15 protein-coding genes are annotated in these 20244 nt (G+C 64.4%); 8 read left to right on the top strand and 7 right to left on the bottom strand.

Annotated elements, in window-relative coordinates; all coding sequences use genetic code 11:
* Window positions 1-69: 69 nt before the first annotated feature.
* The 6 genes from F2P44_RS22320 to F2P44_RS22295 all read right to left on the bottom strand — a co-directional run bounded on the left by F2P44_RS22320 (window position 70) and on the right by F2P44_RS22295 (window position 6930).
* A complete protein-coding gene (locus F2P44_RS22320) occupies window positions 70-2358 on the bottom strand; it encodes a catecholate siderophore receptor Fiu (protein WP_167089467.1) in 2289 nt (762 codons plus the stop codon).
* A 205-nt stretch (window positions 2359-2563) separates the two neighbouring features.
* Window positions 2564-3910 (bottom strand): sulfite reductase subunit alpha, encoded by a 1347-nt coding sequence (locus tag F2P44_RS22315; RefSeq protein ID WP_167089465.1) that lies wholly within the window; start codon window positions 3908-3910, stop codon window positions 2564-2566.
* Window positions 3907-4917 carry an FAD:protein FMN transferase gene (locus tag F2P44_RS22310; protein WP_167089463.1) on the bottom strand — a complete coding sequence of 337 codons (1011 nt, stop codon included), beginning with the start codon at window positions 4915-4917 and terminating at the stop codon, window positions 3907-3909. The genes F2P44_RS22315 and F2P44_RS22310 overlap by 4 nt, the downstream gene beginning before the upstream one ends.
* A 2-nt stretch (window positions 4918-4919) precedes the next feature.
* Window positions 4920-5753, bottom strand: coding sequence for a DUF4198 domain-containing protein (locus F2P44_RS22305; RefSeq protein WP_229423689.1), 834 nt, complete (start codon window positions 5751-5753; stop codon window positions 4920-4922).
* Window positions 5754-5764: 11 nt separating this feature from the next.
* Window positions 5765-6280 carry a DUF2271 domain-containing protein gene (locus tag F2P44_RS22300; protein WP_167089461.1) on the bottom strand — a complete coding sequence of 172 codons (516 nt, stop codon included), beginning with the start codon at window positions 6278-6280 and terminating at the stop codon, window positions 5765-5767.
* A gap of 11 nt (window positions 6281-6291) precedes the next feature.
* Window positions 6292-6930, bottom strand: a complete 639-nt coding sequence (locus tag F2P44_RS22295; RefSeq protein WP_167089459.1) for a PepSY-associated TM helix domain-containing protein — start codon at window positions 6928-6930, stop codon at window positions 6292-6294.
* A gap of 426 nt (window positions 6931-7356) precedes the next feature.
* Between F2P44_RS22295 and F2P44_RS22290 the strand changes: the two genes are divergently transcribed.
* The 5 genes from F2P44_RS22290 (at window position 7357) to F2P44_RS22270 (ending at window position 14962) form a co-directional block, all read left to right on the top strand.
* Window positions 7357-10212: a 2-oxoglutarate dehydrogenase E1 component gene (locus F2P44_RS22290; RefSeq protein ID WP_167089457.1), complete on the top strand. Its 2856-nt coding sequence runs from the start codon at window positions 7357-7359 to the stop codon at window positions 10210-10212.
* Window positions 10213-10269: 57 nt separating this feature from the next.
* Window positions 10270-11553, top strand: coding sequence for a 2-oxoglutarate dehydrogenase complex dihydrolipoyllysine-residue succinyltransferase (gene odhB / locus F2P44_RS22285; RefSeq protein WP_167089455.1), 1284 nt, complete (start codon window positions 10270-10272; stop codon window positions 11551-11553).
* 91 nt (window positions 11554-11644) lie between these two features.
* The gene (lpdA, locus tag F2P44_RS22280) at window positions 11645-13078 is read left to right on the top strand and encodes a dihydrolipoyl dehydrogenase (protein WP_167089453.1); all 1434 of its coding nucleotides are present in this window, start codon (window positions 11645-11647) and stop codon (window positions 13076-13078) included.
* Window positions 13079-13142: 64 nt separating this feature from the next.
* The gene (gene zapE / locus F2P44_RS22275) at window positions 13143-14240 is read left to right on the top strand and encodes a cell division protein ZapE (protein ID WP_167089451.1); all 1098 of its coding nucleotides are present in this window, start codon (window positions 13143-13145) and stop codon (window positions 14238-14240) included.
* Between the two features lie 20 nt (window positions 14241-14260).
* Window positions 14261-14962 (top strand): hypothetical protein, encoded by a 702-nt coding sequence (locus F2P44_RS22270; RefSeq protein ID WP_167089449.1) that lies wholly within the window; start codon window positions 14261-14263, stop codon window positions 14960-14962.
* Between the two features lie 106 nt (window positions 14963-15068).
* On the opposite strand, the gene F2P44_RS22265 is transcribed toward F2P44_RS22270, so the two are convergent.
* A complete protein-coding gene (locus F2P44_RS22265) occupies window positions 15069-15875 on the bottom strand; it encodes a PP2C family protein-serine/threonine phosphatase (protein ID WP_167089447.1) in 807 nt (268 codons plus the stop codon).
* 222 nt (window positions 15876-16097) lie between these two features.
* On the opposite strand from F2P44_RS22265, the gene F2P44_RS22260 reads away from it, so the two are divergent.
* From F2P44_RS22260 to F2P44_RS22250, 3 genes are read left to right on the top strand one after another with little or no spacing between them, the layout of a single operon-like run.
* Complete coding sequence (locus F2P44_RS22260) at window positions 16098-16298, top strand: YdcH family protein (protein ID WP_167089445.1); 201 nt, start codon at window positions 16098-16100, stop codon at window positions 16296-16298.
* 28 nt (window positions 16299-16326) lie between these two features.
* The gene (gene yoaA, locus F2P44_RS22255) at window positions 16327-18363 is read left to right on the top strand and encodes a DNA repair helicase YoaA (RefSeq protein WP_167089443.1); all 2037 of its coding nucleotides are present in this window, start codon (window positions 16327-16329) and stop codon (window positions 18361-18363) included.
* Between the two features lie 3 nt (window positions 18364-18366).
* A complete protein-coding gene (locus tag F2P44_RS22250) occupies window positions 18367-20190 on the top strand; it encodes a DUF885 domain-containing protein (RefSeq protein WP_167089441.1) in 1824 nt (607 codons plus the stop codon).
* Window positions 20191-20244 lie beyond the last annotated feature (54 nt).

The raw sequence follows: 20244 nt of genomic DNA, 5'->3' as shown, positions 1-20244 counted from the left end.
TGGAAAGCCAAACACCGTCATGCCTGCCAGTGGCGGACATGACGGTGTCTGGCGATGCCGGTAAGGCGTTTAGAAGCGGAAGTTGGCCATCAGGCTGGCCGAGCGTGGCGCGCCCGGGGTGTAGCGGTAACCGCTCTTGTTAATCTGCGCAATGTACTGCTTGTCCGCCAGGTTGTACACGTTCAGCTGCACATCCAGGTTCTTGCTCACGGTGTACGACGCCATCGCGTCGACCACCCAGTAGGCATCGGCAAACGCCGGCGTGCCCACCGCGCCATCGGTGCCGCGCAGCAGCTTGCCGACATAGCGCGCGCCGCCGCCCACTTTCAGGCCCATCGGCAGGGTGTACGAGGTCCACGAGGTGAATGCATCTTTCGGCGTGTAGTTCAGGTTATTGATCCCGCTGGCGGTCACGACCTTGCCGTTGCTCACTTCGGTATCCATGCGGGCATAGCCGGCGCTCACCAGCCAGTTGCGCGCCACTTCACCCGTCACGCCCAGCTCGATGCCTTTGACCTGCTTGCGGCCGGTCTGGTAGTACACCAGGTCCACCGGATCCTGCTCCAGCTCGTTCTTGACCGTGGTGCGGTACAGCGCCGCCGTGATCGACAGCTTTTGCTTGAGGAAATCCCACTTGGTGCCGATTTCGGTCGTGGTCGATTGCTGCGGATTGTATTTCGGGTTGGACGCGCTATTGGCCGACGCCGACAGCGCCAGGTTGGTCCCCGGCGGCTGCTTGGACGTTGCCACCAGCGCATACACGCTGCTGTCGGCGGTCGGCTTGTACAGCGCCGATACCTTGCCGTTGCCCACCGTATCGCTCAGCTTGAGCGTGGTCGGCAGCAGGGTACCGACCGGCAGCGCCGGATTGGCGGCGGCGGTCGACAGGCTGGTCGCGTTGTAGTTCACGTTGAAGTGGTCCATGCGCCCGCCCACGTTGAAGATCCACTTCTCGCCCAGCTTGATGGTGTCGAACAGGTACAGGCTCTGGGTATCGACCTTGGAATTGGTGCTCACGCCATTGCGCACCAGGTTCAGGCCGGTGATCGGCGAGGATGGATTCGGCGCGTACAGCGAATCGACCGCCATCGTGCCGGCGCCAAGGTAGCCGAAGGTGGTCTGCTCTTCGCTGGTCAGTTCCAGTCCGCCCACGAAGGTGTGCTTCATGCCGCCCAGGTCCATGCCTACCGTCGCCACGCTCTGGTTGGTGAGGATCGAGTTGCTCTGGTCCTTGACCGTGCGGTTGCCGCGCGTGATGGTCCAGCTGGCCGGGTCGTTGGGGTTCGGCGTTTTCAGGTTGGCGCTATTGCCCATGAACGCGGTCAGCAGGTAATCCTGCGACGTCTTGCCGTAGCGCGTGGTGTTTTGCAGCTTCACGTTCGGTGCAAAGTCATGCTCGACCTTGACCGTGAACATGTCGGCCTTGACGTTGTCGTAGTCGGTCACGGAACCGTAGAAGTTGCGCGGATCGACGCGCGGCGCGCTGGTCAGGAAGGCGCGCGCGTCCGGGCTCGTATAGCCCGGCAAGCCGACGGTCGGCACGCCGCCGTTGGGCACGTTGTCCTGGTTGAGGTGCAGGTAGTTCAGGTAGATGCGGGTCGGGCCGTTCAGGCCGAAGGCGAGCGAGGGCGCCAGCGCCCAGCGTTTGTCCTTGACGATATCGCGTCCGGGAACGCCGCTATCCTGGGCCAGCGCGTTCAGGCGCAGGGCGATGCCTTTTTCGGCGCTCAGCACCTGGGCGTAGTCGACCGTGGCGCGCTTTTGCTTGCCGCTGCCGGCAATCAGCGAGCCGGTCGTGCCGGATTCCATCACGGCTTGCTTGCTCACCATGTTGACCGAACCGGTCGGCGAGGAGCGCCCGGTGTCGGTGCCGGCCGGTCCCTTGAGCACGTCGAGCTGCTCGACGTTGAACACATCGCGCGAGATCGAGCCGATGTCGCGCACGCCATCGACAAAAATGCTGGTCGACGAATCGAAGCCGCGCATGTAGATGCTGTCGCCGGTGGTGGTGTTGCCGTTTTCGCCGAGGAAGAAGGTGCCCACGCCGGGCGTGTTGCGCAGCGCTTCAGTCAGGGTGACCGCGCCTTGCTGCTGGATCAGTTCTTTCTTGATGACGGTGATCGTTTGCGCGGTGTTGATCAGCAGTTCCGTGTATTTCGGCGACGCGGCGCGCTCGGCCTTGAAGTCGTTGACGGTTTCTTCACCGGTCTTGCTCACCACCTGGACTTCCGGCAGGGTGCGGGTCTGAGGTGCCTCGGCGGCATGGGCGGCCACCGGCACCAGCAGCGCGGCCAGCGCGACGCTCATGTGTTGATTGAAACGGGATTGCGCGTGCTTGCGGCTTTTGATCGGTGCCATCTGCTTCTCTTCTTTGACGGTGGGTGGGCGCCGGCGGGCCTGGAAACGCGCGCCGGATGGCATAAATTGCCAACAACTTAGTCATTGTAGGAGAAACGTAAATTTCTGTAAATGATAATCGTTATCAATGCGATTTAGATTCGCATCTGGTAAAATTGCCCGAACTATGCTTTATGCATATTTTTCGGCATGAAAAATGGCCTCATCAGTACACGTCGCGCCGGTAGCGGCCAGTCTCGTCCAGCAGCGCCAGGGCATCGCTGCCGAGCACCCTGGCCAGGGTGTCGTGCACCGCGCCGGCCATGCCTTGCAGGCTGCCGCAGACATAGATGGCCGCGCCCGCGTCGACCCAGGCGCGCAGTTGCGCGGCCTGCGCATCGAGCGCGTGCTGGACGTAGCGCACGCTGCCGCCATCGCGCGAAAAGGTCAGGCTGAGCGTATCGAGCATGCCGGCCTGGCGCCACCCGGCGATGTCGCCGGCGCAGAAGTGGTCATGCGCTTCATTGCGCTCGCCGAACACCAGCCAGTTGCGCGCCTCGCCGGCGTCGGCGCGGCTTTTCAGGTGCGCGCGCAGGCCGGCGATGCCGGTACCGTTGCCGATCAAGACCAGCGGCCGCCCGGCGTTGTCACCGATCCGGAAGCGGCTGTGCTGGCGCACGCGCAGCAGCACCGGATCGCCTTCGCGCGCCTCGCGGCACAGCCAGCCGGACGCCATGCCAACGCCGCCGTCGTCGCGCAGGTGCAAGCGCACCAGCAGCGACAGGCAGCCTTCGCCCATGGTCGAGGCAATCGAATACTCGCGCGGATAATCCGGCTCGCCCGGCGCGCTTACCTGCACCAGGTCGCCCGCCTCCCAGCCGGGCAAATCCCCGGTGGCCGGCAGCAGGTCGATGCGGTACACCGGCGCGCCCGCGCTGCCCGGATTGAGCAGGCGGCGCGCGCCGATGCGCCAGTCGCCGTAGCTTGGTGCGCTCCAGTCGGGCGCATCGCTGGTGCCGGCCAGATGGCTCAGGCGATGCTGCCAGGTGTCGATGGCGGCGGCGCGCCCGCGGTCCACGTCGACCCGCTCGAACAGCGCCTGCGCCCCGCGTGCCTGCAAGGCGGCATCGAGACGGCGCCCGAAGCCGCAGTAATTGGCGTAGCTGCTGTCGCCCAGGGCCAGCACCGCGTAATGCAGCTGGCCGAGCGCCAGATCCGGCTGGTCGAGCAGGCGCGCCAGGCGCACCGCGCTGTCGGGCGCGTCGCCCTCGCCGTAGGTGCTGGCGATGAACAGGATGCGCGCGGCGCCGCGCAGGGTGGCGTCATCCAAGTGCTCGACGCTGACCGCGCGCGCCGACAGGCCGCCGGTGCGCAGGGTCGCCACGGTGTGTTCGGCCAGCGCTTCGCCGGTGCCGGTCTGGCTGGCGTAGGCCACCAGCCAGTCGGCATTGTCAGCGCCGCCATCCTTGCGCAGGCTGCTGCGCGCGCGCAGCAGCGCCAGGCACATGCCCGCGTAGGCTGCCACGGCGGCAGCGGCGCCGCCCCAGCGCACCGGATCGACACTGATCATCATTGCAGCAGTTCCTGGTAAGCGCTGGAGACGACTTCGCGCAGGCCGCCGCCCTCGCGCAGCAGGAAGCGCGCGGCCAGGTGGTGGCGTTCGGCGAAGGCCAGGCCATCGTCCGGGCCGAGCACCGACAGCGCGGTCGACAGCGCATCGGCCGCCATGCATTCGGCATGCAGCACCGTGACCGAGGCCACGTCGTTGCGGATCGGCGCGCCGGTGCGCGGGTCGAGCGTGTGCGAGGCGCGCCGGCCGCCATGCTCGAAGTAGCGCCGGTAGTCGCCCGAGGTGGCAATGGCCAGCCCGTGCAGCGCCACCGTGGTCTGGCCCGCGCCGCCGCCGGCATCGGGCACGCCTTCCAGCGCGACCCACCACGGCTGGCCGTCGGCCTTGGTGCCGGCGCCGCGCAGTTCGCCGCCGATTTCAACCAGGTAGTGATGCAGGCCTTGCGCTTCCAGGCAGCGCGCCAGCAGGTCGACCGCGTAGCCCTTGGCTACCGACGACAGGTCGATCTGCACGCCGCCTGCTTGCAGCGCGCGCCGGCTGCCCGCATCGAGGCGCAGGCGCCGGCGGTCGGCGCGCGCCACGATGGCCGCGCTGGCGCCCGGCAAGGGCGCGTAAAAATTGGCTTCGTTATAGCGCTGGCGCGCGCCGAAGCCCCAGGCGTTGACCAGCGCGCCGGCGCACGGATCGTACGCGCCGCCGCTGGCCTCGGCCACTTCCAGCGCGTAGCTCAGTACCGTGAAAAATTCATCCGGCAGGCGATGCCAGTTGCCCGCCGGGGCACTGTTAAAGCGGCTCAGGTTCGAGTCGCGTTCCCAGTGGCTCATTTGCGCCACCACCAGGTCGAGCTGGCGCTGCAAGCCCTCCAGCAGGGCCGGTCCGGCATCGCTTGGTGCCATCACGCGCGCCGACCAGCTGGTGCCCATGGTGCTGCCACCGAGGTCGTGCAGCATGCTTGCGCGCGGCGGCAAGGCCGGCGCGATCGCGAGGGGGACGAGAACGCGGCGCTCCATATTTACTCTGGCAGCACTTCGAGCGTGGCGGCGTAGCTGTAGCGGCGCGTGACTGCCGGTGCGTCGGCCGGGGCCGGGCCTTTCGGCTGGGCTTGCGGGAAGCCGGCGTTGAGCCAGTACATGCCGGGCGCCGGCAAGGTCACCGCCACTTCGCCCTTGGCATCGGTTTCCAGGCGCACTTCACCGAGCACGCCGCGATAGCGCACGCCGCCCGGAATCAGGCTGAAGGCGAATTTCGGCAGCGGCTTGCCATCGAGCTGGAAGCGCCACCTGGCCGTTTCGCCCGCGCGCAGGTCGGTCGGATTGGTCAGCGGGATCATCTCCAGCCCCACGCCGCTCGCTTTCAAGGCGCCGTCGCTGGTCTTGTTCGCGCTCACGAACGTCTCCAGGCGCTGGTGGGCGTAGGTGGTTTTCAGTTCCGCTGCTTCGGCCGGCACTTCCTTGGCGAAGGCTTCCTCGCTGCCGCGGAAGCGCTTGGTTTCGCCAGCCTTGTCTTTATAACTGGCCATGACGTTGCGGCTGACGATGCTGATCTTGTAGGTGCCGTTCTTGGTCATCTTCAGGTCGAAGGTGCTGCGCTGCTTGCCCATGTGGCCGGCCGGCGCAGGCGTAGCAACGCCATCCGGGTCGGTGACGGTGGCGCCATCGAGCTTGAGGGCGACATGGTCGACGTCGAACAAGCCTTCCGAAATGGCGCCGTCGATGGTCACCCACGGCTCCTTCGATTCGACCATCGTCGACTGCGGGTATAGCCAGCCACGGTGCGCCGAGGCGCTCAGGGAAACGGCGGCCAGGGCCAGCGCGAGCAGGGTTTTTTTCATCGTCGTGTTGTTCATGGTCGCTTCAATCAAGGGGTGATCTGGAGGGAAACCGCGCCAAGTTCTTCCTTGCCGCGCGCACTGTAGGTTTGCTTGCCCTTGAGCGGCAAGGTGAAAGGAACGCGTACCAGTTCGCGTCCGCCCGATTCACGCGCCGCTTCGATCACCAGCTTGTAGTCGCCGGCCGGGAGCTTGTCGATGCCGGTACGGGCCGGGCCGAAGCTGATGGTCTGTTCGCCGGCCGAGCGGGTGGCGCCGCTCACGCCATCCATCGGCAGTTCCACGTCGCGTCCGGCCTTGCGCCACCACGTGCGCAAGTCCTTGACCCACTTGGTGCCGGCGTTGTCCTTCTTCTTGACGTCGTACAGCACCGACAGGTTGGCGGCCACGCTCTGGTCGGCGCGCTCCAGCCACATCGCCACGTAAGGACGGTGGTATTCGGCCACGTTCAGTTGCGGGATCTCGAACTTGACGGCCAGGTCGGCGCCGACGGCCCAGCTGCTCAGCATGGGGAGGGTAAGGGCAAGCGTGTGCTGTAGTTTCATAGGTGGTGGACTTAGTGGGTAAACAAAAGGGCGAGCAGCAGCGGCAGCAGGATGCCGGCGCCGATCACCGGCCAGGTGGACGGACGGTTGGCCGCGTGCAGTTTCATGATCAGGAAACCGGTGAGCGAAAACACCACGCACGCGAGCGCGAAAATATCGATGAACCAGCCCCACACGGGACCGGCGTTGCGGCCCTTGTGCAGGTCGTTGAGCCAGGAAACCATGCCACGGTCGGTTTTCTCGAATTCGGCGCCGCCGTCGACGGCGATGCGCAGCCAGGCGTCGCCGCCGGGCCGGGGCAGGGCGACGTACGCGTCTTCCTCGGTCCATTCGGCATCGATGGCGCCCAGGTCCAGGCCGAACTCGCGGTCGGCCCAGCTGGCCACGCGCGGCGGCAGCGGCGCGCGGGCGTCGGCATGCTTGGTGGCGAACTGCTCCAGGTCGCGCCGCAGCGGCGCCGGCAAGCTGGCCTTGCGCTTGGTGACGGCCGGCTTGGCTTCGATCTGGGTGGCGTGGTTGAGCGTGATGCCGGTGATGCTGAATAAAAGCATGCCCATCAGGCACAAAGCCGAGCTGATCCAGTGCCAGCGGTGCAAATTCTTGAGCCAGGCGGCGCGGCTGGCGCTGGGGAGCGTGGCAGGGGAGGGCATCGGGTGCTTCCGTGAATGAACCAAACGCAAATGATAACTATTATCATTTGTGCGGTCAATGGAGGGGGCCGGGATTTACAATACGCAACAATCGCTTGTTTCAGGTCACTACGGCCACATATGCGCCTTGAGATAGCACAAGAAAATCTCATGATATCTAACTATAAACTTGTTCGATGTCAATTTCTTTGCGGCCAAGCCGTGGTTTTGTAATCGCCCAATACAAAAAGATGATCGGCAACTTTTTTCGTAAGATGGAATGTTACGCTACAATACGCGTGCTATTCTTCCGACCTCGTTAGAATGCTGCGAGCTTTACAAGTCCTTCCCCACAACTTGATGTGCAATCCGCTAACCGGTCAGGCCGTGTCGCGGAAGGTTAGATTAACCCGCCAAACTCGCGAAGCGCGAAGAAAGGTGAGCAAGATGATGCAAGAACAAACCGCGAACTCCTATTTGTTCGGTGGTAACGCGCCGTACGTTGAAGAGCTGTATGAGGCCTACCTCGACAATCCAGGCTCGGTGCCAGACAACTGGCGCGCCTATTTCGACTCCATGCAGAACGTCCCTGCAGTCGACGGCTCCAACAAACCCGACGTAGCCCACGCTTCCGTCATCGCCTCGTTCGCCGAGCGCGCCAAGGCCGGTCCGATCCGTGTCGTGACCGCCTCGCACGATCCTGAAATGGGCCGCAAGCGCGTCGCCGTCACCCAGCTGATCGCCGCTTACCGCTATCTGGGCTCCCAGTGGGCCAACCTGGACCCGTTGCAGCGCCAGGAACGTCCGATGATCCCGGAACTCGATCCGGCGTTCTACGGCTTTACCGATGCCGACATGGACATCGTGTTCAACATCAGCAATACCTACTTCGGCCCTGAAACCGCATCCCTGCGCGACCTGCTGAACTTCCTGCGCGATACCTACTGCCGTTCGATCGGCGCCGAATTCATGTACATCGGCGATCCGGCGGAAAAGCGCTGGCTGCAGGAAAAGCTCGAAGCGATCCGCTCGACCCCGAGTTTCACGGCCGAGAAAAAAGCCCACATCCTCGAACGCCTCACGGCCGCCGAAGGCCTGGAGCGCTATCTGCACACCAAGTACGTCGGCGCCAAGCGCTTCTCGCTGGAAGGCTCCGAGTCCTTCATCGCATCGATCGACGAAACCATCCAGCGCGCCGGTGAAAAAGGCGTGCAGGAGATCGTTATCGGCATGGCCCACCGCGGCCGCCTGAACGTGCTGGTCAACACCCTGGGCAAGTCGCCCCAGGAACTGTTCGAAGAATTCGAAGGCAAGCATGGCGACGACCTGCCATCGGGCGACGTCAAGTACCACCAGGGCTTTTCGAGCGATATCTCGACCGCCGGCGGTCCGGTGCATCTGTCGCTGGCCTTCAACCCGTCCCACCTCGAAATCGTCAACCCGGTCGTCGAAGGCTCGGTCAAGGCGCGCATGGAGCGTCGCGGCGACAAGGATGGCGCGCAAGTGCTGCCGATCCTGGTGCACGGCGATGCCGCTTTCGCCGGCCAGGGCGTGGTCATGGAAACGCTGAACCTCGCGCAAACGCGCGGCTACGGCACCGGCGGCACGATGCACATCGTGATCAACAACCAGATCGGCTTCACCACGTCCGACCCGCGCGACGCGCGTTCGACCCTGTACTGCTCGGACGTCGTCAAGATGATCGAAGCACCGGTGCTGCACGTGAACGGCGACGATCCTGAAGCGGTCGTGCTGGCGACGCAAATCGCGCTCGACTACCGCGTCCAGTTCAAGAAAGACGTCGTGGTCGACATCATCTGCTACCGCAAGCTTGGCCACAATGAGCAGGACACGCCAGCGCTGACCCAGCCGCTGATGTACAAGAAAATCGGCCAGCATCCGGGCACCCGCAAGCTGTACGCGGACAAGCTGATCGCCCAGGGTTCCCTGGCGGCCGACGGCGGCGACAAGATGGTCTCGGCCTACCGCGACGCCATGGACGCCGGCAAGCACACGATCGATCCGGTCATCTCGAACTTCAAGAACAAGTATGCGGTCGACTGGCTGCCGTTCCTGAACCGCAAATGGACCGACAGTGCCGACACCGCCGTGCCGATGACGGAACTGAAACGCCTGGCCACCCGCATCACCACCTTGCCGGAAAACTTCAAGGTCCACTCGCTGGTCGAAAAAGTGCTGGCCGACCGCGCCACCATGGGCCGCGGTGAACTGAACCTGGACTGGGGCATGGGCGAGCATCTCGCCTACGCCTCGCTGGTGTCGTCCGGCTACGCGATCCGCCTGTCGGGCCAGGATGCCGGCCGCGGTACCTTCACCCACCGCCACGCCGTGCTGCACGACCAGAACCGCGAGCGCTGGGATGCGGGCACCTATGTCCCGCTGTGCAATGTGTCGGAAAGCCAGGCGCCGTTCGTCGTGATCGACTCGGTGCTGTCGGAAGAAGCGGTACTCGCCTTCGAATACGGTTACTCGACCGCCGAACCGAACACCCTGACCATCTGGGAAGCCCAGTTCGGCGACTTCGCCAACGGCGCCCAGGTCGTGATCGACCAGTTTATCGCCTCCGGCGAAGTCAAATGGGGCCGCGCGTCGGGTCTCGTCATGATGCTGCCGCACGGTTACGAAGGCCAGGGTCCGGAGCACTCGTCGGCGCGTCCTGAACGCTTCCTGCAGCTGTGCGCGGACAACAATATGCAAGTGGTGCAGCCAACCACCGGCGCCCAGATTTTCCACCTGCTGCGCCGCCAGATGGTGCGCCAGTTCCGCAAGCCGCTGGTGATCCTGACGCCGAAGTCGCTGCTGCGTAACAAGGATGCCAGCTCGCCGCTGACCGATTTGGCCAAGGGCGCCTTCCACACCGTCATCGGTGAAGTCGACGAGAAAATCGACGCCAAGAAGGTCAAGCGCGTGATCGCCTGCTCGGGCAAGGTGTACTACGACCTGGTGAACGCCCGCAAAACACGCGGCCAGAGCGACACCGCCATCATCCGTGTCGAACAGCTGTATCCGTTCCCGCACAAGTCGTTCGCGGCTGAACTGAAAAAGTTCCCGAACGCGACCGAAGTGGTGTGGACCCAGGATGAGCCGCAGAATCAGGGACCATGGTTCCAGATCCAGCACAACATCTTTGAAAGCCTCGAATCGGGCCAGCGCCTGGCGTATGCGGGCCGTCCGGCTTCGGCCTCGCCTGCGGTCGGTTACGCCGACAAGCATAACGCGCAGCAGAAGGAATTGCTGGAAACGGCGTTCGCGAAGCTCAAGGGTTTCATCCTGACCAAATAATGACGGTGCGCCCCGGCTGCTGAGGGGCGCCGCAACAAACAATACACGGAGTTTTACATGGCACAAATTGAAGTCAAAGTCCCAGTTCTGTCGGAATCGGTAGCGGAAGCGACCCTGCTGTCGTGGCACAAGAAAGTCGGCGAGCCAGTCGCGCGCGACGAAAACATGATCGATATCGAAACCGACAAGGTCGTGCTCGAACTGCCTGCGCCGAACGCCGGCATCATCACCCAGATCCTCAAGGGTGACGGCAGCACCGTCGTCGCCGGCGAAGTCATCGCCATCATCGATACCGAAGCGTCGGCCCAAGTGAGCCCGCTGCAAGTGTCGTCCGCGCCGGTGCAGACCGCGCCGGCGGCCGCCGATCCGGTCGCCGCCGCCATCAGCGCGATCGCCTCGAAAGCGAATGTCGCCATGCCCGCCGCCGCCAAGCTGCTGGCCGATAACAACCTGACCACGTCGGACGTTGCCGGCAGCGGCCGCGATGGCCGTGTCACCAAGGGCGACGTGCTCGGCGCGGTTGCCGGCGGCGTCAAGCCTGCGGGCCAGGCGCATGCGCCTGGCGCACCCGTGGCGCCCGCCGCGCCAGCCAAGGCCCCGCTGCAGCACGTGGCCGCACCCGCCGCCGCCAACCTGGGCGACCGTCCGGAAGAGCGCGTGCCGATGAGCCGCCTGCGCGCCCGTATCGCCGAGCGCCTGGTGATGTCGCAGTCGACCAACGCCATCCTGACCACGTTCAATGAAGTGAACATGCAGCCGGTAATCGACCTGCGCAACAAGTACAAGGACAAGTTCGAGAAAGAGCACGGCGTCAAGCTGGGCTTCATGTCCTTCTTCGTCAAGGCCGCTGTCGCCGCGCTGAAAAAATACCCGATCATCAACGCCTCGGTCGACGGTAACGATATCGTCTACCACGGCTACTTCGACATCGGCATCGCGGTCGGTTCGCCGCGCGGCCTGGTGGTGCCTATCCTGCGCAACGCCGACCAGATGACGATCGCCGAAATCGAGAAGAAGATTGGTGAATTCGGCCAGAAAGCCAAGGAAGGCAAGCTGACCCTGGACGACCTGACCGGCGGTACCTTCTCGATCTCGAACGGCGGCACCTTCGGCTCGATGCTGTCGACCCCGATCATCAACCCGCCGCAGTCGGCCATCCTGGGCGTGCACGCGACCAAGGACCGCGCCGTCGTCGAAAACGGGCTCGTCGTGGTGCGTCCGATGAACTACCTGGCGATGTCGTACGATCACCGCATCATCGATGGCCGCGAAGCCGTCCTGGGCCTGGTCACGATGAAGGAAACGCTGGAAGATCCTGCGCGCCTGCTGCTGGACCTGTAAGCACGCAGCGCGCCTCGCCGCCGCATGCTCCCCAGCGTGCGGCGGCCGGTGTGGATATTCGTACCAGTAGAATAAGACAAGGGAATCAATAATGAGTGATGCAAAACAATTTGACGTGGTCGTCATCGGCGCTGGCCCTGGCGGCTACATCGCCGCCATCCGCGCGGCGCAACTGGGTTTCAAGGTTGCCTGTATCGATGAATGGGCCAACGCCAAGGGCGGTCCCGCTCCCGGCGGCACCTGCACCAACGTCGGCTGCATTCCATCGAAAGCGCTGCTGCAGTCGTCCGAGCACTACGAGCACGCCGGCCATGCGTTCGCCGAGCACGGCATCGATTTCGCCGGCCTGTCGCTGAACCTGCCGCAGATGTTGAAGCGCAAGGAAACCGTCGTCAAACAAAACAATGACGGCATCCTGTTCCTGTTAAAGAAAAACAAGATTGCCTTCTTCCACGGACGGGGTGCGTTTTCCGGCGCCGCCGGAGGTGCTTACCAGGTCAGCGTCACCGGCGCCAATGCCGAGACGCTCGCCGCCAAGCACGTCATCATCGCGACCGGTTCCAACGCGCGTGAACTGCCGGGCGCACCGTTCGACGAAAAACTGATCCTGTCGAACACCGGCGCACTGGCGATCGGCTCCGTGCCGGCCACCCTGGGCGTGATCGGCGCCGGCGTGATCGGCCTGGAAATGGGCAGCGTCTGGCGCCGCCTGGGTGCCAAGGTGACGGTGCTGGAAGGCTTGCCGACTTTCCTGGGCGCGGTCGACGAGCAGATCGCCAAGGAAGCGCACAAGCTGTTCACCAAGCAGGGCCTGGAGATCAACCTTGGCGTGAAGATCAGCAAAGTGACGGCGGGCGAGAACAACGTCACGGTCGATTACGCCAACGCCGCCGGCGAAGCGCAGAGCGCCGTGTTCGACAAATTGATCATCTCGATCGGGCGCGTGCCGAACACCATCGGCCTGGGTGGCGAGACGGTTGGCCTGAAGCTCGACGAGCGCGGCTTCATCGCCGTCGACGACGACTGCAAGACCAACCTGCCGAACGTATGGGCGGTTGGTGACGTGGTGCGCGGCCCGATGCTGGCGCACAAGGCCGAGGAAGAGGGCGTGGCGGTTGCCGAGCGTATCGCCGGCCAGCATGGCCACACCAACTTCAACACGATTCCGTGGGTGATCTACACCTCGCCGGAAATCGCGTGGGTCGGCCAGAACGAGCAGCAGTTGAAAGCGGCCGGCGTGGCCTACAAGGCAGGCACCTTCCCGTTCATGGCCAATGGCCGTGCGCGCGCGCTGGGCGACACGTCCGGCATGGTCAAGTTCCTGGCCGATGCGACCACCGATGAAATCCTGGGTGTCCACATCGTCGGCCCGATGGCGTCCGAACTGATTTCGGAAGCGGTCGTCGCGATGGAATTCCGCGCCTCGTCGGAAGACATCGCACGCATTTGCCACGCCCACCCATCGCTGTCCGAAGCGACCAAGGAAGCCGCGCTCGCCGTCGACAAGCGGTCGCTGAACTTCTAAATCCGTACCCCGCCGGGCGTGCCAGTGGTTCTGGCCCGCCCGGCTTTCTGCATTGCCTCCCCTGATGAATGTCCAAGAGTTCTACCAGCACGCCTTATCCCAACGCGGCTTTACCTCGGACGCGCAACAGCAGCGCGCGGTCGACCGCCTGCAGCGCGCCTATGAAGAATGGGTGGATTTTCGCGCGCAGCGCTCGTCCACCTTCAAGCGCCTGATCAACCGCCCGGACGTGCCGCGCGGGGTCTACCTGTGGGGCGGGGTAGGGCGCGGCAAGTCGTTTTTGATGGACAGTTTTTACTCGGTGGTGCCGGTGGTGCGCAAGACGCGCCTGCACTTCCACGAATTCATGCGCGGCGTGCACCGCGAGCTCGATGAGCTCAAGGGCGTGGCCGATCCGCTCGACGACGTGGCGCGCCGCATCGCCAAGAAATACCGCCTGATCTGCTTCGATGAATTCCACGTGTCGGATATCGCCGACGCCATGATTTTGTATAATTTGCTCACTGCCCTGTTCAACAACGGGGTGTCGTTCATCATGACCTCGAACTACGATCCCGACCTGCTGTATCCGGACGGCCTGCACCGCGACCGCATGCTGCCGACCATCGCCCTGCTCAAGGACAAGCTCGACGTGCTCAACGTCGATGCCGGCATCGATTACCGCAAGCGCGCGCTGGAACAGGTCGAGAGCTATTACACGCCACTCAATGCCGCTTCCGACCAGGCGCTGCGCACGGCATACGCGCGCATCGCCGAGACGGCCGACGAAGACCCGCGCATCCGCATCGAGGAGCGCGAAATCCGCGCGCTGCGCCACGCGGGCGGCATCATCTGGTTCGATTTCGCCACCCTGTGCGGCGGGCCGCGTTCGCAGAACGATTACCTGGAGATCGCCAGCCGCTTCCACACCGTGGTGCTGTCGGGGATTGCGGCCATGTCGGCGGCGCAGTCGTCCGAGGCGCGCCGGTTTACGTGGCTGATTGACGTCTTCTACGACCACAAGGTTAAACTGCTGATGTCGGCCGCCGTGCCGCCGGAAGAGCTGTACACGCAAGGGACGCTGTCGAACGAGTTTCACCGCACCGTCTCGCGTATTATTGAAATGCAGTCGCGCGAATATATGGATGCGGAGCGCCGCGGCGTCGCCGACTCCCTCTCGTGACCAGCCACAGGACAAAGACCATGAAAAAACTCGCACACCCCCTGATCCGCGCTTGCGCGCTGGCGCTGCTGGCGGCCGGCCTGGGGGCCTGTTCCAACAGCTTGCTGCCGACCTCCGTGGTGCCGGTGGTGCCGGCCACGGTGTCGGTGGAGCAGGCCGAACTCAAACTGGAGCAGGTGCGCAGCCAGCGCGCCGCCGCCGAAGCGCGCTATGCCAACAGCGAGGTCACCTGCTATGAGCGTTTCTTCGTCAACGACTGCCTGGACGAAGCGCGCGAATACCGGCGCGTGACGCTGTCCTACCTGAACGCGGTCGAGGACGAGGCCAAGCATTTCCAGCGCAAGGCATCGGCCGATGCGCGCGACGTGGCGGTGGCCGAATCGGTGCGCGCGGCGGAAGCGGAAGAAGCGCGCCTGGCGGCCAATCCGACGCCGCTGCCGGTGGCGGCGCCGCCCAAGGTGAAGGGGCCGTCGACCAAGCCGACGCTGGAAGCGCGCAAGGCGGCGCAGGCGGCCAAGCTGGCGCGCATTGCGCAGGAAGAGAAGGCGGCCGTGCCGGAGCGCGCGGCCAATGCCGAAGCGTTCGCGCAGAAGCGCATCGATTCGGAGAAGCGCCAGCGCAAGGTCGAAGAGAAGAAAGCGGCCAGCGCGAAGAAGGCGGAGAAGGCGGCGAAAGATGCCGCGGCGGCGGCGCAGCCGAAGGAAGTCAAGATCTCGAAATAAGCCCTCAGCGGCGTTTTACCCACTACCACACGTCGTTCCCGCCTGCGCGGGAAGTCGTTTCTGCCAATGGCAGGAACGACGAGCTAGCGGGAACGACGTAGCAGCCTCAGACCGCCCGGCGCATCCGTTCCACCGTGTAGTTCGGCACTTCCTTGGGCGGCTTGACCAGTTTCACGATCGCCATGGTGCAATTGCCGCCCTTGCCGTGGGCCCGTTCCACCGCCTTGTTGATCAGCAGTTCGGACGCCTGGCGCGGGGTGTTCTTGTTCGTCACGGCGCCCAGTTCGTTGTCCGTGAAGAAGTGCCACAGCCCGTCCGAGGCCAGCAAAAAGGTGTCGCCCGCCGCCAGGTTATCGTGGTGGCCCACCGCCACGAACGGCTCCTTGCGGCCGTTGCCCAGCACATTGACCAGCAGCTTGGAATGGCGGTGATTCTTGGCCGCTTCCAGCGGCAGCTTGTCGGTGCCGACCAGATGCTCGATGTAGGGCAGGTCGCTGGTGCGCACCGCGCACTCGGCCCGGGTGAAGCGGTACAGGCGCGAGTCGCCCACGTGCGCCCACACCGCCGTGCCCTTGGGCGTGATCACCAGCCCGACGAAGGTGGTATGCGGCTCGGTCTTGCTGGTCAGCGCATTGAGCTTGAGAACTGTGTGGGTTTCGAGCACGATGTCGCGCAGCAATCCCTGCAAGCGCTCGATGCTGGGATCGTCGCCCGGCTTGAAATTGTCGAACTGCTGCTTGGCCGTCAGCAGCACCTGGTCGGACGCGATGGCGCCGCCGGACACGCCGTCGGCCAGCACCGCCATCATGTAACCGGGCGCGCGCGCTCCGGTGAACAAGGCGGTCCGGTTGGTTTGTTCCGGCCGATTACCGATGTGCTGCGCGGTTCCGGCCTCGATCTTGTATACATTCATAAGCTTGGGGTAAAGTCCTGGCTGCGTTACCATACGGCTGTCTTGGCTGTCGTATGCGATAGTGTTGGCTGCAACGGCGCCGTAGATTAAACTATGCACTGAGTTGCCTCCTTGTTGCAAGCGGAGACAATTTTCTGTGCGACAAAAATTGTTTCCGATTGTATGCGTTTTTGGGCAGCAGTTGATGAAATTTTTGAAATGAACTTGTCTGGAATGCCACACATGAACGATGTCCAAACCATCCAGCGCCGCCTGATCGAACTCGATGTGGAACATCGCGACCTGGATGCGGTCATAGATATGTTGACCCTGGACGGGCACCACGACCAGTTGCAATTGCGCCGGCTCAAAAAGCGTAAATTGCAATTGAAAGACCACATTACCCTGCTGAAAATGCAATTAGTGCCTGATGTCCCGGCCTGATCCGTCTTCGCTTCACTGAAATGCCACTTTGACCGACCCTCTCCTTGCGCCCGGGGCGCTACACGACGCTGGCGACGGCGCCGACACCCTGCCGGCCGGCAAACACGATGCCGAAGTCGACCGCCTGTTCAGCGCGGGCGGCCCGCTCGCGCCCTCGGTCGGCAGTTTCAGCCCGCGCCGCTCGCAAACCGAGATGGCCAAGTCGATCGCCCAGGCCATCGCCGACCAGAGCACCCTGATCGCCGAGGCCGGCACCGGCACCGGTAAAACCTTTGCCTACCTGGTCCCGGCGCTGCTGTGGGGCGGCAAGACCATCATCTCGACCGGCACCAAAAACTTGCAGGATCAGTTGTTCCTGCGCGACATCCCGACCGTGCGCGCCGCGCTCAAGGCGCCGGTTTCGGTGGCGCTGCTCAAGGGCCGCTCGAACTACGTCTGCCACTACCACCTGGAACGCACCTTGCAGAACGGGCGCATGACCTCGCGCGACGATGTCGGCAACCTGCGCGAAATCTCGCGCTTCATCAAGATGACGACCTCCGGTGACAAGGCCGAACTGGCCAAGGTGCCCGAAAACGCCCTGATCTGGAACCTGGTCACCTCCACGCGCGACACCTGCATGGGCGCCGAGTGCCAGTATTACCAGGATTGCTTCGTGATGAAGGCGCGCCGCGAAGCCCAGCAGGCCGACGTGGTGGTGGTCAACCACCACCTGTTCTTCGCCGACGTGGCGCTGAAAGATACCGGCGTGGCCGAGCTGCTGCCATCGGCCAACACCATCATCTTCGATGAGGCGCACCAGTTGCCGGACACCGCCACCTTGTTTTTCGGCCAGACCGTGTCGACCTCGCAAATCCTGGAACTGTGCCGCGACGTGCTGGCCGAGGGGCTGGCGCACGCGCGCGGCGGCCCCGACTGGGCCAAGGTGGTGACCGTGGTCGAAAAGGCCGCGCGCGACCTGCGCCTGACCTTCCCGCAAGACATCATGCGCCTGTCGCTGGCGCAGATCATGCCATCCTCCGACTTTTTTCCGGCCCTGAACACGCTCAAGGAAAAGCTGGCCGCGATGATCGATGTGCTGGAAGACCAGGCGGCGCGCGCCGAAACCATCGAGCAGGTGCGCGTGCGCGCGGTCGAATTGGCCGCCGCGCTGGACGCCTGGAAGCAGGATGGCAAGGGGAAAGTGGTCGAAGGCGACCAGGCGGTGCTGTGGGTCGAGGCGTTTTCCTCCTCCTTGCAACTGCACAAGACCCCGCTGTCGATCGCGCCGATCTTCAACAACCAGCGTGAAGGCACGCCGCGCAGCTGGATCTTTACCTCGGCCACCTTGGCGGTGAAGAATGACTTCAAGCATTTCTCGAACCAGATGGGTCTCACGGGCGAACCGGCCAAGACCTGGCCGAGCCCGTTCAACTACGAGCAGCAGGGCTTGCTGTACGTGCCGAATGGCTTGCCGGAACCGAATTCCTTCGGCTACACCGACGCCGTCATCGATTGCGCGTTGCCGGTGATCGAGGCGGCCGGCGGGCGCACCTTTTTCCTGTGCACCACGATCCGCGCCGTCAAGCACGTGTCCGAGCGCCTGCGCGACGAGTTCGCCAAGCGCGGACTCGACTTTCCGCTCTTCGTCCAGGGCGAGCGCGGCCGTACGGAATTGCTCGATTCCTTCCGCAATGCCGGCAACGGCGTGCTGGTCGGCTCGCAAAGTTTCTGGGAAGGCGTGGACGTGCGCGGCGATGCGCTGTCCCTCGTGATCATCGACAAGCTGCCGTTCGCGCCGCCCGACGACCCGGTGCTGGCCGCCCGCATCGATGTGATGGAAAAGCAGGGCTTGAACGGCTTCATGCACCACACCCTGCCCGAGGCGATCATTAACCTCAAGCAGGGGGCAGGGCGCCTGATCCGCGACGAGACCGACCGCGGCGTGCTGATGATCTGCGACCCGCGCCTGATTTCCAAGTCGTACGGCAAGCGTGTGTGGCAGAGCCTGCCGTCATTCAAGCGTACCCGTTTGCAGGAAGACGTGATCGCCTTTTTTAAACCGCCTCAAGAACCCCAGGACTAAGCCATGACCGTGCTGCGCTCGCTACTACTTTCCGCCTTGCTGGGCGCCTCCGTGGCAGCGGCGCTGCCGCTGCATGCCGCCGAGCCGCTGGCGCCCGGCGCCGCCGATCCGGTCAAGACACCGGCTGGGGCGCCGGCCGCGCAGCTGGCCCAGTTGGCCGAACGCTATTACGAAGAGCAGGCGCGCTTCGAGCCGATCAACGCCACGTTCTCGGGCGACAACCGTTTCGACGATTTGCTGTCGATGACCATCGTGCCGTCCGTGCGCGCGCGCCAGTTCGCCATGCTGCACGAAGTGCGCGACGAGCTGGCCCGGATCGACCGCAGCAAACTCACGCCGCTTGACCTGACCACCTACGACGTCCTCGCTTTCGAAGTCAGCAACTTGCTGCGCTTCGAGTCGTTCAAGGATTATCTGCTGCCGATGAGCCAGATGGACAGCTTGCCGGTGCTGCTGGCCAATTTCGGCGCCGGCGACGGTTCGCAGCCGCTGGCCACCGTGGCGCATTACCAGGCTTACCTCAAGCGCATCACGGCGCTGCCGCAGTGGACCGACGCGGCGATTGCCAACATGCGCGCCGGCATCAAGCAGGGCATCGTGCAGCCCAAGGCACTGGTGCAGGGGCTGCTGCCGCAGATCAAGGCGCTGGCCGCTTCCACGGTCGATACCAGTGCTTTCTCGGCGCCCGCGCGGGCACTGCCGGCATCGTTCAGCACGGGCGAAAAAGCGCGCATGACGGGTGCCTACCGCGAAGCGGTGCGGGTGCAGGTGCTGCCCTCGCTGCGCAAGCTGGCCGCCTTCCTGGAGACCGAATACCTGCCTGCCGCGCGCGAGACCGCCGGCTGGGGCAGCCTGCCGGATGGCGGCAACTGGTACCGCGCCTGGGTGGCGGCGCAAACCACGAGCGCGCTCTCGCCCGAAGAAATCCACCGCATCGGGCTGGCCGAGATGACCCGCATCAATGCCGAATTCACCAAGCTGGCGCCCAAGCTGGGCTACACCGGCACGCCGGCCGGCTTGCCGCGCTGGCTGACGCAGCAGCCCAAGTACCGGCCGTTCAAGACCGAGGAAGACGTGCTGCAGGCGTACCGGGCGCTCAATGCGCGCATCTTGCCGATGCTGCCGCGCCTGTTTGCGACCCTGCCCAAGGCGCCGCTGGAAATCCGCGCCGAGCCGGCCCTGTCGCGTGATACTGCGTCCGACCATTACACAGGCGCGGCGGCGGATGGCTCGCGCCCGGGCATGTTCTGGGCCGTGATTCCCGACCCGGCCAAATACGCCAGCACGCGCATGACCTCCCTGTTCCTGCACGAAGGCCATCCGGGCCACCATTTCCAGCTGTCCAAGCAGCAGGAGCTGCCGATTCCAAAGTTCCGCAAGTTCGGCGGCAACAATGCGTATATCGAAGGCTGGGCCCTGTACGCCGAATCGCTGGGCAAGGAAATGGGCTTGTATGAAGACCCGAACGCCTACGCCGGCCATCTGATGCTCGACATGATGCGCGCGGCCCGGCTGGTGGTCGACACCGGCTTGCACGCCAAAGGCTGGACGCGCGAACAAACCATCCGCTTCCTGGTCGACGAGGCCGGCAGCACCGAGGAAGATGCGCGCAACGCGACCGAACGCTACATGGCGTGGCCGGCCCAGGCGCTCGGCTACAAGGTGGGGGCGCTGAAAATCCTGGAACTGCGCCAGCGCGCGCAGTCGGCGCTGGGCGAGAAGTTCAGCCTGGCCAAGTTCCACGATGCCGTGCTGGCCGACGGCACCTTGCCGCTGGCCCTGCTGGAGACCAGGATCAACACCTGGATCGCCCAGCAAGCCAAGTAGGCGGCCGGCCTCCGCGTTGCCCAGCCTCCGCGTTGCCCGGCCTCCGCGTTGCCC

This window comes from Massilia frigida, assembly GCF_011682175.1.
Taxonomy (GTDB): domain Bacteria; phylum Pseudomonadota; class Gammaproteobacteria; order Burkholderiales; family Burkholderiaceae_D; genus Telluria_A; species Telluria_A frigida.
Note: the sequence above shows the minus strand (reverse complement) of the source record. Positions and strands in the feature narration are given on the sequence as shown.